Genomic DNA, 15260 nt, shown 5'->3' on the forward strand with positions numbered 1-15260 from the left:
GGGCCGCGGAAAGTTGTCACAACCCCGGCAGCAGCGCCTTGCCGTTCGGCGCGTCCGCCACCTCGGCGCACCGCACCTCGCTGGTGGAGCAGCGCCATACGCCGGTCACGGCCCCGTCGACCTCGATCCACTGCGCGACCACCACCTCGGTCTCGCTCTCCCAGCCGACGACCCGCAGCAGGTCCGCGTCGAGGGGTACGCCGGTCTCGCCGGACCTGGTCGCGACCCGGACCTCGCCGTCGGATGCCTCGGCGTACCGCTCGCCGTCGTCCGACCAGACGCCCGCGCCGTCACCGTCGGTGCCCCATTCCTGGTAGATCCGACCGGTGTCGTCGATCCGTCCCGCCACCACCCGGCCGCCGGCGTATAGCGCGAAGCCTCCCGCACGGGCAGCGATCTCGGCTCCCTCGGGCACCCCGAGCACGGGCGTCGGACCCCGTCGACCGTCCCGTCCGAGGAAGACCTCGGCACCCCGGGTCATCAGCAACCGGCCGTCCTCGGTCAGGCCGATGGCCAGCGGCCGCTCGCCCGGTGGCAACGAGAACGCGGTGCCGCTCCCGTCCCGCAGTGCGACGCCGACCCCGTAGTCGGTCCCGGTGTCCTCCACCCAGAGCCGGGCGCTGTCGGGACCGACTACGGGTGGTCCCGTGAGCGGGAGGTCCGCCACAGGTTCCAAGGCGCCCTCCACCAGCTCCCACCACCACTGAGCGTCGTTCCCGACGAAGGTCCGACCCTGCAGATATCGGACGTCGGTCGCCCGGAACGGCGTCTCGGACCCCGCGGCATGCAGCACTCCCATGTCCGGGTCGTCCTGATCGTCGATCGTCTCCCACCACGGCAGGGAGAGCGGGCGCGCGAGGTCGTCGACGACCGGTGCCGGCGCGGGCTCGACCGCCCGGTCGTGGTCTCCGCGCAGCCCGGCGACCGAGCTCGTCGCGACGACCGCCACGGCGGCGACGACCAGACCGGCGACGGCCGAGCGGCGGCGTACCCGCTCCCGACGGCCGGCGGCGACCAGGCCCGGGACCGCGACGCGGGGAGTACGCAGCTCGGTCGCGACCGCACCGAGCTCGTCGGCGAGGCGCTGCTCCAGGTCGTTCATGCCCGCTCTCCCATCGTCTCGCGCAGCGACCGCAGGGCGGCCGAGCAGGTGGACTTGACGGTGCCGGGCGCGATCCGCAGCTCCTCGGCGATCTCGCGCTCGCTCAGTCCCTCGTAGTAGCGGAGCACCACGACGGCGCGCTGCCGCGGCGGCAGGGCGCGGACGAGGGGCCACAGGTCCAGCCGGTCGTCCGGGTCGGGGTCGTGGACCGCGTCGTCCGGTGGCGTGTGCACGAGCCGCTCGCGGGTGAACCGGGCAGGCCGCCGCGACGACACGAACGCGTTGACCAGGATGCGGCGCGCGTACGCCTCCGGCGAGGCGGCGCGGGTGACGCGGCTCCAGCCGCCGTACACCTTCACCAGCGTGACCTGGAGCAGGTCCTCGGCGTCGGGACGGCTGCCGGCGAGCAGGTACGCCGTCCGGAACAGGGTCGCCGAGCGGGCGGCCACGAACTCCTCGTAGGAGCCCGTCCGACCGTCCTCGGCCACCGTCGTCACGTCCATGACCTACCAGACGCCGCGGGAGTGCGGGCGGTTCAGTCGGTGCCGGAGCGGCGGCGACCCGTCAGCGGATCGTGACCTGCCGGTTCGCCAGCCCGCTGCGGGCCGAGCGCTGCTCGGTGGTGAGGTCGGAGGTGTCGGCGAGCGCCGTCGCGAGCGCCGTCGCGAACTTATCGGCCGGCTCCTCGAGGGCCTCCGGGCCGGTGCCGACCGGCAGGTCCCAGACGGGGACCAGCAGGCCGTGGGCGCGGAACATGCCGACCAGCCGCGAGTCCGGCACCAGGACGTCCTGGCCGGCCGCGTGCAGGCGCGCGAGCGCGTCGAGGAGCTGGTCCTCGGGCTCGGGCATCACCCAGCGCAGGTGCTCCTTGCTGCCGACGTTCGTCCAGTACGCCGACGGCACGCTCGTCAGCTTGGCGGTGGGGTGCACCGAGGCGTTGGCCTGCTCCAGCGCGGCCTCCGTGCCGGACTGGTCCTCGACGTCGGCGACCCAGTACTCGAAACCCTCGTGCACGGTGATGTCGAGCGAGTCGCCCGTCACCAGGTCCTGCAGCCGCGGTCCCGCTCCGGGGTCGGTGGTCAGCCCGACGATGCCGGACTCGCCGCGCTCGGCCTGCTCCAGCGCGGCGGTCAGCACCGCGCCCAGGTCGCGCGACGGGTCGCCGAACGAGTGCTGCACCTGCAGCCCGAGCCACACCTCGCCGCTGTCGCGGACCATCGCCGGCGCCGCCATCGGCAGCAGCGAGCACAGCAGCACCGTGCGGTCGCCGCCGTCCTTCAGGGTCAGCGGCGCGGTCGCCGCCGGCACCAGCTCGCGCAGCGCGACGATGTCGCACTCCGACGGCAGGCCCTCGAACGGCCGGCCGACGTACGCCGTCGCCGCGCCGCCGGGCGCGCCGTGGCAGGCCTTGTAGCGCTTGCCCGAGCCGCACGGGCAGGGCTGCCGGGGGCCGACCTCGCCGTCAGCGAGCGGCGCAGCGCCGTCCTTGAGGTCACGGGCCTTGGTGCGGGACTTCTTCGCCATGGCGGGGAGCCTAGACGTCATCGCCGTCGAGCAGGTCGAGCAGGTACGCGGGGCGGTCGCTGATCACCGCCCGCACCCCCAGCTCGACGCACAGGTCGAGCTGCGCGCGGGTGTTCACCGTCCACACGTGCATGGCGTGGCCGGCGCGCGTGATCCGGGGGCCGAGCCGCGGGTGCTCGGTCAGCTCGTCGATGCCCGGACCCACGATCCAGTCCCGGCCGATGACCCGGCGCAGCATCGGCCAGTACGACGCCTTGTCGAGCAGCATCACCAGCGGGACGTCCGGTGCCATCCGCTCGACCCGCTGCAGCGCGGTGTAGGAGAAGCTCATCACCCGGGCCGGCGTACCGGGCTGGTCCCAGCGGAAGTCGCGCAGCTGCTCGACGACGCGCTTCTCCACGAGCCCGCCGTACCGCGTGGGGTGCTTGGTCTCGATCGCCACCTCGATGCGCCGGTCGTAGTCGGCGACCACCTCCAGCAGCTTGCGCAGCGTGAGCACCCGGTCGTGCTCCTCGTCCCGCTGCGGCGCCTCGTCGTCGAGGTCGGCCCACGGGTTCTTCCACGACGCGAAGTCCAGCTCGGCCAGGTCGGCGAGCTCCATCGTCGAGACCGTTCCCCGGTGGCTTGCGGTACGGCGCAGGTCCCGGTCGTGCACGCAGACCAGGTGCCCGTCCGCCGTCAGCCGGACGTCGCACTCCAGCCCCTCGGCACCCGCGTCCAGCGCGGCGACGTACGCGCCCAGGGTGTGCTCGGCGTTGTCGTGGCTCGCGCCGCGGTGCGCGACGACCTGCGGCCTCATGGGGGCTAGCCCTGCTCGCGCAGGTACCGCCCGAAGTGCGGCACCGTGAAGGCGATCCGGCCGCGCTCGCCGGAGTAGATCAGGCCCTTCTTCAGCAGCGAGTCGCGGGCGGGCGAGAGGGACTGGGGCTTCTTGCCGAGCAGGGCGGCGACCTCCGCCGTACCGACCGAGCCGACCGCGTCCGCGTCGGGGCCGGCGGTGTCGGCCATGGCGCGGAGGTACTCCCGCTCCCCCGGCGTCGCCCGCTCGTAGCGCGATCCGAAGAAGCCGACGGCCAGCTCGCGTTCCGCCTCCGGCCCCGCGACCGCCACGTCCGCGGCGGTGATCGGGCTGCGCGGGGCGACGTCCCAGGCCGCCTTGCCGTAGGCCTGGATGAAGTAGGGATAACCGCTGGTCGCGTCGTAGAGCGCGGTGAGCGCCGCCTCGTCGTACGCCGCGTCCTCCTGGGCGGCCGGCGACGACAGGGCGCGGTCGGACTCCTCGCGGGAGAGGCGGTCGATGCGCTGGTAGGAGAAGAGCCGCTCGGAGTACGACTTGCTCGCCGACAGCACGGCCGGCAGGTGCGGCAGGCCGGCGCCGACGACGATCACCGGCAGCCCGTTCTGCGACAGCTCGTGGCAGGCCGCGCACAGCGCCGACACGTCGTCGGCGCCCAGGTCCTGCATCTCGTCGATGAAGACCGCCATCCCGCGCCCGGTGTCGGCGGCGAGCCCGCCCACGTCGGTCAGCAGCTCGACCAGGTCGATCTCGATGTCGCCGGAGTCGGCGCGGCCGCGCACGGCAGGTACGTCGATCCCAGGGCTCCAGCGGTCCCGCAGCTTGGCGTCCGGGCCGGCCTCACGCTGCGCGAAGGAGCGGAGTACGCCGAGGACGTGGTCCGCCGACTCGGGATCCGGATGACCCAGTTCCCGCACCGCCTGGTGCAGCGCGGAGGACAGCGGCCGACGCAGGGACTGGTCGGGGCGGGCCTCGAGCTTGCCGGTGCCCCAGCCGCGGCGTACCGCCGCCGAGCGCAGCGCGTTCAGCAGCACCGTCTTGCCGACCCCGCGCAGGCCGGTGAGCACCAGCGAGCGCTCGGGACGGCCCCGGGAGACCCGCTCCAGCACCACGTCGAAGGCCCGGAGCTGCTCGTCGCGGCCGGCGAGCTCGGGCGGGCGCTGGCCGGCGCCGGGCGCGTACGGGTTCCGGATCGGGTCCACGATCGGACCGTATCGGGACGTCTAGGAGATTTCGTAGACCGGCGCCGTGTCGCCCACCCGATCGCCGAGCGCGGCGTCGTACGCCACGTCGAGGCCGGTGCGCAGCATCTCGATCAGGTCGGGCACCTCGTCGACCGCGAGCCGGAACGAGCCCGCGCACACGTTGTCGCGCCACAGCGACAGCACGACGAGGCCGGACTCGTGGTGCCAGGAGACCCGCAGGGCGCGGTCGCCACCGCGGGCGTCGAGGAAGATCGACCCCAGGTGCGGGAGCGGGCGGGTGGCGGCCATGCCCCATCATGCTCCCGCTTCCCCACGGTTGTCAGGGGATCTCCCTACAATCGGCAGCGTGCCCGAGCTGCCCGAGGTCGAGGCGCTGGCCCTCGATCTGAGGGGCCGGCTGGACGGGCGCGCCATCACGAAGGTGCACGTCGCGCAGTTCAGCGCGCTGAAGACCTTCGATCCCCCGCTGAGCGCGATCGAGGGGACGCTGGTCGACGACGTCACCCGGCACGGCAAGTTCCTCGACATCGAGGCCTCCGGCGTCCATCTGGTCCTCCACCTCGCCCGCGCCGGGTGGGTGCGCTGGCGCGACGAGGTGCCGACGATCCCGCCGAAGCCGAGCACCAAGTCGACGCTGGCCGTCCGGATCGTCCTCGACGACCAGTCCGGGCTCGACATCACCGAGGCCGGCACCCGCAAGAGTCTGGCCATGTACCTCGTCCGCGACCCCCAGGACGTCCCCGGCATCGCCTCCCTCGGCCCCGACCCGCTCACCGACGACTTCACCGTCGACGTGCTCGGCGCGATCCTGCAGCGCGAGGGACGCAAGCAGGTCAAGGGCGTGCTGCGCCACCAGGGCACCATCGCCGGCATCGGCAACGCGTACTCCGACGAGATCCTGCACGCGGCGCGGATGTCGCCGTACAAGCCGGCCTCGAGCATCGAGGGCGAGGACCTGGAGACCCTGTACGCCGCCATCCGCGGCACCGTCGGCGACGCCGTCGAGCGATCGCGCGGGCTGGCCGCCAGCGAGCTGAAGGGCGAGAAGAAGTCCCACCTGGCCGTGCACGGCCAGACCGGGAAGCCCTGCCCGGTCTGCGGCGACACCGTGCGCGAGGTCTCCTTCGCCGACTCCTCGCTGCAGTACTGCCCCACCTGCCAGACCGGCGGCAAGCCGCTCGCCGACCGGCGGATGAGCAGGCTGCTGAAGTAGGTACCGTGGCGTCATGATCCCCACGGTCTCGATCGACGGCGTCCCGAACCCGCTCCCGGAGGGGCTGGGAGTCCTCGACGTCCGCGAGCCGGTCGAGTGGGAGCACGCGCACATCGAGGGCGCGGTGCACATCCCGCTGATGGACCTGCCGCAGCGCCTCGGCGACGTACCGGACGGGCAGGTGCTCGTGGTGTGCAAGGTCGGCGGACGGTCCGCGCAGGCCGTCGGCTGGCTGGCGCAGCAGGGGTACGACGCGGTCAACCTCGACGGCGGGATGCTCGACTGGGCCGCGGCCGGCCGGCCGATGGTCAGCGAGACCGGCCAGCCGCCGCAGGTCGTCTGACCTCTGCGTCGGACCCTGACGTTCTGCGGGAGAATCTCGGCGCAGAACGTCCAGGTTCCCCGGTGGACCGGCGAATCCGCCTCACTCGCCCCCGAACACCTCCGGCAGCGGCACGTCCAGCACCCACGGCAACATCGACAGGTACGACGCCCGCGGCACCTCCATCACGCCCATCGACTCCAGGTGCGGGGTCTGCCACTGCACGTCGATCAGGCGGCGGTCGGCGTGCTCGTCGCGGAGCAGCTCGACCAGCCCGAGCAGGGCGACCTTCGAGGCGTCCCGCTCGCGGTGGAACATCGACTCGCCGGCGAACAGGCCGCCGAGGGCGACGCCGTACAGGCCGCCCACGAGCCGGCCGTCGCGCCACGTCTCGACCGAGTGCGCCCAGCCGAGCTCGTGCAGGCGGCCGTAGGCACGGCGGATGTCGCGGTCGATCCAGCCCTGGGGCCGGCGCGGGTCGGCGCAGCCGGCGACCACCTCGTCGAAGGCGGTGTTCACGCGGATCTCGAAGTCCCGCGCGGATCGCCGCAGCGAGCGGGAGACCTGCAGGCAGTCGAGCGGCAGCACACCGCGCTCGACGGGGCAGAACCAGTACGCCGGGTCGTCGCGTCGTGGACCGGGCATCGGGAACAGCCCGGTGCGGTAGGCCGACAGCAGGGTGCCGGGCTCGAGGTCGGCCCCGATGGCGACGAGATCGTCGAGGTCTCCGAGGCCGCCGGTGGTGACGATGCTCGGATCGGGCAGCACCCACGTCGTCGGCGGTGGCTCGGTCGGCACGAGGACACGGTACGGCGTACCCCCCGTCCGTAGGATCGAGGACATGACCACCATGGGCCGGATGACCAGCGGCGTCGCGCGCCAGATGGCCCCGCGCGCCGTCGCGATGGCGCCCGGGCTGACCTCGTCGTTCGTCCGCGAGGCACTTCACCGGGCGATCGTCGGCGTCGGTCCGCTGCCCCCGGCCGCGAAGGCCGCCGAGGCGCAGCTGCGCGAGCAGCGCGGCGACGTCGACCGTGCGGTGCACGAGGTGATCGAGAACCACGTCCGCTACGCGGGCGCGCAGGGCTTCGTCACCAACATCGGCGGCGTGGTCACCGCCGCGCTCACGATCCCCACCAACGTCACCGGCCTGGCCCTCATCCAGTGCCGGATGGTCGCCGGCATCGCCCACCTGCGCGGCTACGACCTCGACGACCCGCGGGTCCGCAACGCGATCCTCACCTGCATGCTGGGCCGCGACTCGGTCGACAAGCTGGTCAAGCGGCGCAAGCTCCCGGCGCCGCCGATGGCGCTGGCGACCGCGCCGCAGCACGACCCCGAGCTCGCGCGGCGGATCAGTGCCGAGGTGGCGGGCGAGCTGGTCGCCCGGGTCGCCGGCAAGCGGCTGGCCGTGACCGTCGGTCGCAAGGTGCCGGTGGTCGGCGGGCTGGTCGGGCTGGGCGCCGACGGCGTCAACACCTGGCGGGTCGGCCGCTACGCCGACTCCGAGCTCCTGCCCCGCGCGCGCCGGTAGGTCTCCAGCAGCCGGGTGCCGAGCGCCCCCTCCTGCAGGCGCCGGACGGTCTTCTCGCGCCAGCGGTACGTCGGGCGCAGGTACGAGCGCTCCAGCGCACGGTAGGCCTCGTCGAGCTCGTCCCGGACCGCCTGCTCCGCCGTCACCAGGCGGGCGTTCTCGACGAGCAGCGCCTTGATCGCGTCGACGGCGGCGTTGGCGACCTGCCGCGGCGCCGGGCGGTCGGGGTCGGCGAACCGCTCGGGCGGGGGCGGGCCGGTGAGGTCGTCGAGGTCGCCGACGACGTCGTACCCCCGCGCCCGGATCTCCTCGACCCACGCGGTCTGGAGATCGCGTGCCCACGGGTGGACGTCGGGCGGGAGGGCGAGCCGCGGGGAGCGGGTACGGCGCGACAGCGTCTGGTGGGCCAACAGCTCGCGGACCAGCGGCCGGTAGGTGCTGGAGTCGAGCTCGCCGTTCACGGCGCGGTTGATCCGCCGGATCAGCGCCGTCTCCGGGACCCCGAGGGACGGGTTGACCCGCTCGACCTCGAGGTCGAGCGCGACGTCGTCGAGACCGAAGGCCCGGCTGAACCGCTGCCACAGCTCGTCGCGCGGGCCGCCCGGCGGCGGCACCGTGACCAGGTGGATCCGCTCGGGAGGCAGGTCGTGGCCCCAGCGCTCCAGGATCTCGGGCACCTCCTGGACACCCCAGAACCAGGTGGCGATCCGGCCCTCGCGGGCCGGGTCGCGGATCTGCTCCAGGAAGGTGGCGTAGCTCAGCATGCTGCGGTGCTTGAGGTTCTCCTGCCACTCGGCGGGGATCTGGCGCACCAGGTCGCGCACCGACAGCACCAGGTGCACCTCGGTGCCGGAGCCGTGCCCGAGCGAGCGCAACGCGCGGTCGGCCTGGGAGCGCGAGGCGGTCGCGAGGATCTCGTGGCTGACGATCGCGGTGCCGTCGTGCTCCCGGACGGTCGCGGCGAGCCGGTCCCACGCGCCGACCGCCTGGACCTCGAGGCCGCCCCACGGCAGCCGCATCAGGTCGAGCGCGGCCAGGAAGTGCTCGTCGAACCGCTCGGCCGGGTAGAGGATGCCGTGCTCGGCCAGGACCGGCCGGTTCCGGAACAGCACGTCCTGCAGGTACGACGTCCCGGTCTTCGGCGTGCCGACGTGCAGCAGCACGCGCTTGGTCATCCGGTCCTCCCGTTCCCGTCCTCCAGCAGCAGGCGCAGCGCCAGCGCGAGGACGGCGTCGTCGCGCGGACCCTCGACGCCGGCACGCGGTCGCGGCAGCAGGACGTCGGGGTCGCCCACGACAGGGTAGCCATCGGCCACCAGCGTCTCGCGCACCCGCCCGGCGTACTCGGTCGCCCACGGCATCAGGTCGGACGGCATCGTGAGCGCCGGCCCGGGGACCGCTGCGACGCGCGGCAGCAGTCCGTGGCGGAGCAGCTCGACCCGGCGCTCGGGCGCCACCAGGACGCCCAGCACCGCGCCGACCCTGCGGGCGAGATCGGTGGCGTCGGCGGAGACCGGCGGCGGAGCGGGCAGGCTCCCCCGTCGTACGCCGACCAGGCGCGGCAGCGCGGCGGGATCGAACACGATCCGGACCCGGTCGCGGCCCACCTCGTCGGCCCAGCGGCGGGCGGTGCGGACCAGGTCGGCCCGGCGTGGGGGCCGGCGACGCTCGGCGACCCCGGCCAGCCACTCCGGCCACGACGGCGCGCCGGTGGAGAAGGAGCGCGCGGTCCACACGTCGACGACCATGCTCGCGACGTCGGTGCCGAGGACGAGCACGGGTGCGCCGCGATCCCCCGACGGCCGGCCGCGGGCGGCGAGCTCCTCGCGGATCGGCTCGGTGAGCCACGGGTCGCCGAGCAGCCGGTAGCGGGTCCGCCAGGGCAGTCGCCGGCCCGGTCCCGGTCGCGCGGGAACGCCCGCGGCGACGGTGTCCTCGGCGAGCAGGCTGCTCGCGACCCTGACCAGCTCCTCGGCGGGCACCTCGGCCGGGTCGACCGGGCGCGGACCGAACCGCTGCTCCGCCGTACCCGCCAGGGGCAGGTCCGGGCGGCCGCGGCCGGGCGCGCTGGCCGTGAGCACGCGGTCGGCGAGGCGAGGGCCGGGGTGCCCGGCCTCGTTGAGCCGGCGCAGCAGCTCCAGCTGCTGGGCGCCGGGCAGGTAGGGACCGGAGGGTTCGGCCTCGGCGGTCCACGCGGCCCAGGCGGTGGTGCCGCCGCCGCGCAGGTGGGCGTACCAGCCCCAGGCCCGGCGCAGACCCGGCTGCAGCGCCTCGGCGGTGCTCACCCGGCGCTCACCGCTCGCGGAGTCGCCGCGCGACCTTGCCGACCCGCGCGGTCAGCTGCTCGTCGGGTGGGGTACGACGCGCCGCCTCCATCACCATCGCGACCAGCGCCTCCATCGTCACGTCGGTGACGTCGCGCTGACGGGGGCGGTCGGGGTCCTTCCAGGGCGCGTCCGGCTCCGGTCGGACGGGACGCAGGTCCTCGAGGTCGCCGATGACGTCGACCCCCGAGCCGACCAGCCAGTCGTGCCAGCGGTCCGCGATCTCGTCGGCCCAGTCGTAGGCGTTCGGCGGGAGGGTGATCCGGTCCGCCGTCGTCCGCGCGGCGAGGGTCTCGTGGACGATCAGCTGCCGCACGAGGGCGGCGTAGTCGGCCTGCTGGAGGCCCTCCTTGCGCAGCCGGGCGTTGAGCCGGCGCAGCAGGACGGTCTCGGCGGAGCCGATCGACGGGTTGCGGCGCACGCTGTCGAGCGGCGCCCAGGCGGGGTCGACGCCGACCGCGCGGCAGAACCGCCGCCACAGCTCGTCGTGCGGTCCGCCCGGCTGCGGCACGGTCACGACGTGCACGTGGTCGGGCGTGAGCTGCCGGCTCCAGCGTTCGAGCACCCGGGTGAGGTCCTGGACCTGCCAGAACGACTGCGCCTGTTCGGAACGGGGCCGGCGCCGGACGCGGCGGACGAAGCGGCGGTACGACGACACGTGGCGGTGCTTGAGCCGCTCCTGCCACTCCGCGGGGACCTGGCGGGCGATGTCGCGCGCCGTGACGACGATGTGGATGTCGGCGGGGGCCAGCGACGTGACGGCCCGCTCGACCTGCTCGCGGTTCGCGCCCGCGAGGATCTCGTGGCTGATGATCACGCTCCCCTTGGAGCGCTGGGCGCGGCGTACGAGCGCGTCCCACTCGCCCTCGACGTCGCGCTGCAGCCCGGCCCAGGGCCGCTCGACGAGGTCGAGGGCGGGGCGGAACATGTCGGGGTTCGAGCCGATCGGGTAGCGGACGTCGTGCCGCGCGAGCGTGGGCCGGTTGAGGGCCAGCCGGTCCTGGATGTAGGTGGTGCCCGTCTTGGGCGCACCCAGGTGGAGGTAGACGACGTCGGCCATGGGCCGATTGTGCCGCAGGGCGGGTCCGCTCCCGTCGACCCCGTCGCTCAGGCCAGCGCGCGGACCACCGCGGACGGGCTGGGCCGGCCGAGGTGCCCGGCCAGCCAGGTGCTGGTCGCGACCAGGGCCTCGAGGTCGACGCCGTGCCGGATGCCGAGGCCGTCGAGCATCCACACCAGGTCCTCGGTGGCCAGGTTGCCCGTGGCGCTGTGGGCGTACGGGCACCCGCCCAGCCCCCCGGCGCTCGCGTCGAACGTGGTGACTCCGGCCCGCAGGGCGGCGTACGTGTTGGCGAGGGCCTGGCCGTAGGTGTCGTGGAAGTGCAGGGCCAGCCGGTCGACGCCGACCCCCGCCGCCCCGAACGCGGCGACCAGGGCGGTGACCTGGCCCGCCGTACCGACGCCGATGGTGTCGCCGAGGCTGAGCTGGCTCGCGCCGAGGTCCAGCAGCCGGGTGCCGACGGCGACCACCTGCTCGACCGGCACCGGCCCCTCCCAGGGGTCGCCGAAGCACATGCTGACGTAGGCCCGGACGTCGACGCCGGCCTCGCGCGCCCGCCGTACCGTCGGCTCGAACATCGCCAGCTGGCCGTCGAGGCTGCGGTTGAGGTTCTTCTGCGCGAAGGTCTCGGTGGCCGAGCCGAAGATCGCGACATGCTGCAGGCCGAGCGCGAGCGCCCGGTCCAGCCCGCGCTCGTTGGGCACCAGCACCGGGTGCCGCCGGCCGTCCTCGCCCAGCAGGCCCATCAGCTCCTCGGCGTCGGCCAGCTGCGGCACCCAGCGGGGGTGCACGAAGCTGGTCGCCTCGACCACCGGCAGGCCTGCCGCGACCAGGCGCCGTACGAACTCGGCCTTGACCGCCGTCCGCACCATCGCCTGCTCGTTCTGCAGCCCGTCGCGCGGCCCGACCTCGTAGATCGTCACCCGCTCCGGCAGGCCGGCCTCCGGGACGACCATGGGCAGGGGGGTCACCGGGGGCCTCCGGGGGCGGGCCGGCGGCGGCTGTAACGCGGTGTTCGTCTGGCTGGTGCGGTGTTGCAGCACCGCACCAGGTGGGTGGACACCGCGTTACAGCCGGGGCGGTGGCGCGGGCGGCTCATGCTGGCTCCTCCTCCGGTTCCACGTGGAACAGGGCCGCGCCGAGGGCGACCTGCTGGCCGGCGGCGGCGTCGACGGAGGCGACCGTGCCGGCGAAGGGGGCGCGCAGGGTCAGCTCCATCTTCATCGCCTCCAGCATGCCGAGCGGGTCGCCCTCGGCGACCGTGGCGCCGGGCTCGACGCGGACCTCCAGGACCGTGCCGGGCATGGGCGCGACGACCAGGCCGTCGCCGGCGAGCGGGCCGTGGTCGGCCAGGGCGTCGGGGCGGGCGAAGACGAACCGCTGCCCCTGGTACGACGCCTCCGCGACGCCGTGCGGGCCCGACTGCACGTTGACCACCATCCGCACCCGGCGGCCGTCGACGGCCAGCTCCAGGACGTGGTCGGCGGCGCCGAGCTGACGCACGGGTACGCCGTCGACGGTGCCGGCCGTACGGTCGACCAGCACCTCGCGGTCGAGCGGGACCAGGGTCGGCGCGGGCGGTGCGCCCAGCCGGAACCCGTCGGCCTGGAACGGATGGCCGGTGTCGCCGACCGCGGTGAGCATCGCGCTCACCCAGGCCACGAACAGCCGAGGCAGGTCGGCATCGGGGGCCGGGACCTCGTGCCGGTCGAGCCACGCGGTGTCGATCGCGGCGTCGCGGAACTCCTCCCCCGCGGCCAGCGCCCGCAGGAATCCGGTGTTGGTGGTCAGGCCCAGGATGACCGTCTCGTCGAGGGCCGCGACCAAGGCCCGCCGGGCCGACTCGCGGTCCGGCCCGTGCACGATCACCTTCCCGAGCATCGGGTCGTACGACGTGCTGACGACCTGGCCGGACTCCAGCGCGTGGTCGACCCTGGTCTCGATACGCCCGCTCGTCCCTCGCGGGCTACTCGACCACCGAGAGCCGTCGGGCCAGCGCACGATCGAGGTCGCCCCGGCCTGCGGGAGGAAGCCGCCGAAGGCGTCCTCGGCGTACACCCGGGCCTCGATGGCGTGCCCCTCGCAGCGGATCTCGTCCTGGGTCAGCCCCAGCGGCTCGCCGGCCGCGACCCGCAGCTGCAGCTCGACGAGGTCCAGGCCGGTCACCAGCTCGGTCACCGGGTGCTCGACCTGCAGCCGGGTGTTCATCTCCAGGAAGTACGCCTCGCCCGTCTCGTCGTCGACCAGGAACTCCACCGTCCCCGCGCCGACGTACCCGACCTCGCGGGCGAGGGCGACGGCCGACGAGGTCACCAGCGATCGCACCTCCGGGCCGATGGTGGGCGCGGGCGCCTCCTCGAGCACCTTCTGGTGCCGGCGCTGGGTGGAGCAGTCGCGCTCGAACAGGTGCAGCACCGTGCCGTGGGTGTCGGCCATGACCTGGACCTCGACGTGCCGGCCGCGCTCGACGTACTTCTCGACCAGCATCGTGTCGTCGCCGAACGCGCTGCGCGCCTCGCGCTGCGCGGCGGCCACGGCGTCCGCCATCTCCTCCTCGGAGCGGACGATCCGCATCCCCTTGCCGCCGCCGCCGGCGGCGGCCTTGACCAGCACGGGGAGTCCGGCCTGCTCCCCGGTCGGCACCACCGGCACGCCCGCGGCGACGGCGACCTCGCGGGCGGCGTCCTTGCGGCCCATCGCGTCCATCACGTCGCCCGACGGGCCGACGAAGGTCAGGCCGGCGGCGGTCACGGCCCGCGCGAAGGCGGCTCGCTCGGAGAGGAAGCCGTACCCCGGGTGCACGGCGTCGGCGCCCGTCGCCACGGCGGCGGCGACCACCGCCTCGACGTCGAGGTACGACGGCACGAGGACCGCCTCGTCCGCGGCCCGCACGTGCGGGGCCGACGCGTCGAGCTCGGTGAACACCGCGACGGTGCGGATCCCGAGCCGGGCGGCCGTGCGCATCACCCGGAGGGCGATCTCGCCGCGGTTGGCGATGAGCAGGGTGTCGATCATCGTCACATCCGGAAAACACCGTAGGAGGGCTCGGGCACCGGAGCGTTGGCCGCGGTGGCCAGCCCCAGACCGAGGACCCGGCGGGTGTCCGCGGGGTCGATGACGCCGTCGTCCCAGAGCCGGGCGGTGGCGTAGTACGGCGAGCCCTGCGCCTCGTACTGCTCGCGGATCGGGTCCTTGAACCCGTCGTCGTCCGGGCGGCCGGCCACGGTCGCGAGCACCGACGCGGCCTGCTCGCCACCCATCACCGAGATCCGCGCGTTGGGCCACATCCACAGGAACCGCGGGTCGTACGCCCGCCCGCACATGCCGTAGTTGCCCGCCCCGAACGAGCCGCCGATGACGACGGTGAACTTCGGGACCACGCTGCACGCGACCGCCGTGACGAGCTTGGCGCCGTCGCGGGCGATGCCCTTGTTCTCGTACTCCCGCCCGACCATGAAGCCGGAGATGTTCTGCAGGAAGACCAGCGGGATCTTCCGCTGGCAGGCGAGCTCGATGAAGTGGGCGCCCTTCAGCGCGCTTTCCGAGAACAGCACCCCGTTGTTGGCCAGGATGGCCACCGGATAGCCCCAGATGCGCGCGAAGCCGGTGACCAGCGTCGTCCCGTAGAGCGGCTTGAACTCGTCGAACTCCGAGCCGTCGACGATGCGGGCGATCACCTCGCGGACGTCGTAGGGCGCGCGGACGTCCGAAGGGACGATGCCGTAGATCTCGGTCGGGTCGTAGGCCGGGGGCTCGGGCTCTTCGAGCGACAGTTCGTGGGTCTTGGTGGTGTTCAGGTTGGCGACGATGCGGCGGACGATGGTGAGCGCGTGCTCGTCGTTCTCCGCCACGTGGTCGACCACGCCGGACTTGCGGCCGTGGGTCTCGGCGCCGCCCAGCTCCTCGGCCGAGATCACCTCGCCGGTCGCGGCCTTCACCAGCGGCGGGCCGCCCAGGAAGATGGTGCCCTGGTTCTTGACGATGATGGACTCGTCGCTCATGGCGGGCACATAGGCGCCGCCGGCGGTCGACAGGCCCATGACGCAGGCGATCTGGGCGATGCCCTCGCCGCTCATCCGCGCCTGGTTGAAGAAGATGCGGCCGAAGTGCTCGCGGTCGGGGAAGACCTCGGCCTGGTGGGGAAGGTTCGCGCCGCCGCTGTCGACGAGGTAGACGCAGGG

General features: G+C 74.0%; 16 protein-coding genes. 3 read left to right on the forward strand and 13 right to left on the reverse strand.

The window, feature by feature from the left end:
- Positions 1-16: 16 nt before the first annotated feature.
- The 6 genes from VMF51_RS24100 to VMF51_RS24125 form a co-directional block, all read right to left on the reverse strand.
- Positions 17-1102: a hypothetical protein gene (locus VMF51_RS24100; RefSeq protein ID WP_325477031.1), complete on the reverse strand. Its 1086-nt coding sequence runs from the start codon at positions 1100-1102 to the stop codon at positions 17-19.
- On the reverse strand, positions 1099-1599 hold the full coding sequence (locus VMF51_RS24105) for a SigE family RNA polymerase sigma factor (RefSeq protein WP_325477032.1): 501 nt from the start codon (positions 1597-1599) through the stop codon (positions 1099-1101). The genes VMF51_RS24100 and VMF51_RS24105 overlap by 4 nt, the downstream gene beginning before the upstream one ends.
- A 67-nt stretch (positions 1600-1666) precedes the next feature.
- Positions 1667-2626, reverse strand: coding sequence for a DUF5926 family protein (locus tag VMF51_RS24110; protein ID WP_325477033.1), 960 nt, complete (start codon positions 2624-2626; stop codon positions 1667-1669).
- A gap of 10 nt (positions 2627-2636) precedes the next feature.
- Entirely contained in the window at positions 2637-3425 is a 789-nt protein-coding gene (locus VMF51_RS24115; protein WP_325477034.1) for a glycerophosphodiester phosphodiesterase family protein, read from the reverse strand.
- Between the two features lie 5 nt (positions 3426-3430).
- On the reverse strand, positions 3431-4624 hold the full coding sequence (locus VMF51_RS24120) for an ATP-binding protein (RefSeq protein WP_325477035.1): 1194 nt from the start codon (positions 4622-4624) through the stop codon (positions 3431-3433).
- 21 nt (positions 4625-4645) lie between these two features.
- Positions 4646-4915: a hypothetical protein gene (locus tag VMF51_RS24125; protein WP_325477036.1), complete on the reverse strand. Its 270-nt coding sequence runs from the start codon at positions 4913-4915 to the stop codon at positions 4646-4648.
- A 58-nt stretch (positions 4916-4973) separates the two neighbouring features.
- Between VMF51_RS24125 and VMF51_RS24130 the strand changes: the two genes are divergently transcribed.
- Both VMF51_RS24130 and VMF51_RS24135 read left to right on the forward strand, forming a co-directional pair.
- Positions 4974-5840: an Fpg/Nei family DNA glycosylase gene (locus tag VMF51_RS24130; RefSeq protein WP_325477037.1), complete on the forward strand. Its 867-nt coding sequence runs from the start codon at positions 4974-4976 to the stop codon at positions 5838-5840.
- 13 nt (positions 5841-5853) lie between these two features.
- Positions 5854-6183, forward strand: coding sequence for a rhodanese-like domain-containing protein (locus tag VMF51_RS24135; RefSeq protein ID WP_325477038.1), 330 nt, complete (start codon positions 5854-5856; stop codon positions 6181-6183).
- 81 nt (positions 6184-6264) lie between these two features.
- Here VMF51_RS24135 and aat read toward each other — a convergent pair whose 3' ends face one another.
- Complete coding sequence (aat, locus tag VMF51_RS24140; protein WP_325477039.1) at positions 6265-6960, reverse strand: leucyl/phenylalanyl-tRNA--protein transferase; 696 nt, start codon at positions 6958-6960, stop codon at positions 6265-6267.
- Between the two features lie 43 nt (positions 6961-7003).
- On the opposite strand from aat, the gene VMF51_RS24145 reads away from it, so the two are divergent.
- A complete protein-coding gene (locus tag VMF51_RS24145) occupies positions 7004-7696 on the forward strand; it encodes an EcsC family protein (protein ID WP_325477040.1) in 693 nt (230 codons plus the stop codon).
- On the opposite strand, the gene VMF51_RS24150 is transcribed toward VMF51_RS24145, so the two are convergent.
- The 6 genes from VMF51_RS24150 to VMF51_RS24175 form a co-directional block, all read right to left on the reverse strand.
- Positions 7657-8871 (reverse strand): hypothetical protein, encoded by a 1215-nt coding sequence (locus tag VMF51_RS24150; RefSeq protein WP_325477041.1) that lies wholly within the window; start codon positions 8869-8871, stop codon positions 7657-7659. The two genes, VMF51_RS24145 and VMF51_RS24150, sit on opposite strands and share 40 nt — an antisense overlap.
- Complete coding sequence (locus tag VMF51_RS24155; RefSeq protein WP_325477042.1) at positions 8868-9980, reverse strand: hypothetical protein; 1113 nt, start codon at positions 9978-9980, stop codon at positions 8868-8870. The genes VMF51_RS24150 and VMF51_RS24155 overlap by 4 nt, the downstream gene beginning before the upstream one ends.
- Before the next feature lie 7 nt (positions 9981-9987).
- Positions 9988-11079, reverse strand: a complete 1092-nt coding sequence (locus VMF51_RS24160) for a hypothetical protein (RefSeq protein WP_325477043.1) — start codon at positions 11077-11079, stop codon at positions 9988-9990.
- Positions 11080-11126: 47 nt separating this feature from the next.
- Positions 11127-12035 carry a hydroxymethylglutaryl-CoA lyase gene (locus tag VMF51_RS24165; RefSeq protein WP_325477046.1) on the reverse strand — a complete coding sequence of 303 codons (909 nt, stop codon included), beginning with the start codon at positions 12033-12035 and terminating at the stop codon, positions 11127-11129.
- A 139-nt stretch (positions 12036-12174) separates the two neighbouring features.
- Positions 12175-14094 (reverse strand): acetyl/propionyl/methylcrotonyl-CoA carboxylase subunit alpha, encoded by a 1920-nt coding sequence (locus VMF51_RS24170; RefSeq protein WP_325477044.1) that lies wholly within the window; start codon positions 14092-14094, stop codon positions 12175-12177.
- 2 nt (positions 14095-14096) lie between these two features.
- Positions 14097-15260, reverse strand: a 1164-nt coding sequence (locus VMF51_RS24175) for a carboxyl transferase domain-containing protein (RefSeq protein WP_325477045.1), incomplete at its 5' end; no start/stop codon positions are given.

Origin of the sequence: Nocardioides sp. (assembly GCF_035503875.1) — a bacterium.
In the GTDB taxonomy this organism is placed as follows: Bacteria; Actinomycetota; Actinomycetes; order Propionibacteriales; family Nocardioidaceae; genus Nocardioides.